Here is an 877-nt window from a genome sequence, read left to right as displayed (position 1 = left end):
ACGTCCTGGTACTGCTGTCCACCAGCGGCGCGAGCGCCAACCTGCTGTCCGCCGCCGACGCGGCACGCTCGGCGGGCGTGCGCGTGTGGGCCCTCACCGGGCCCGCCCCCAACCCCCTCATGGCGGGCAGCGACGAATCCCTGTGCGTGAGCGCCGGCTCCGCCGCGACCGTCCAGGAACTCCACCTGGTCGCCGTGCACATGGTCTGCGCGGCCTTCGACGCGGCGCTGGAACGGAGGGCGGCATGACGGGCGGATGGGACGAGGGCGCGGCGGACGCGTCACGGGACGGTACGGCCGTCGCTCCGGGCGGGGGCGCGACGGGCGGCGTGCGCCGCCGGGCCCCGCTCCTGGTGGTCGGCGACGCGCTGCTCGACCGGGATCTCACCGGCACCGCCGAGCGGCTCGCGCCCGACGCACCCGTGCCGGTCGTCGCCGACTGCGGGCAGCGCGTACGGCCGGGCGGCGCCGCCCTCGCGGCCTACCTCGCCGCCCGCGACGGCCACGACGTCACCCTCGTCACCGGGCTCGGCGACGACCCCGCCAGTCGGGAGCTGCGGCGACTGCTCGAACCGTGGCTGACGCTGATCCCGCTCCCGCTGACCGGCCCGCTGGCCGAGAAGACCCGTGTGCTGGCGCAGGGCAGTCCCGTGGTCCGCCTGGACCGGGGCGACGGCCGGGTGCGGGAGGCCACCGAGGAGGCGCGTCGGGCGATCTGCCGGGCACCGTCCGTTCTGGTCTCCGACTACGGCCGCGGTGCCGCCGACTGTCTGCGCGATGTCCTGGCCGAACGCCCGCCCTTGGTCTGGGACCCACACCCGCGCGGCGGACCGCCGGTGCCGGGCACCCGGCTGGTCTCGCCGTCGGAGAAGGAGGCG

2 pseudogenes are annotated in these 877 nt (G+C 77.2%); both read left to right on the top strand.

The window, feature by feature from the left end:
• Positions 1-248, top strand: a pseudogene (locus AC5P09_RS51985) (phosphoheptose isomerase); the annotation flags it as partial.
• Positions 249-328: 80 nt separating this feature from the next.
• A pseudogene (locus AC5P09_RS51980) lies at positions 329-877 on the top strand (D-beta-D-heptose 1-phosphate adenosyltransferase); the annotation flags it as partial.

The sequence above is a fragment of the Streptomyces sp. a15 genome (assembly GCF_059026085.1).
The sequence above is the reverse complement of the archived record's forward strand: the minus strand, read 5'-3'. Positions and strand labels throughout refer to the sequence as shown.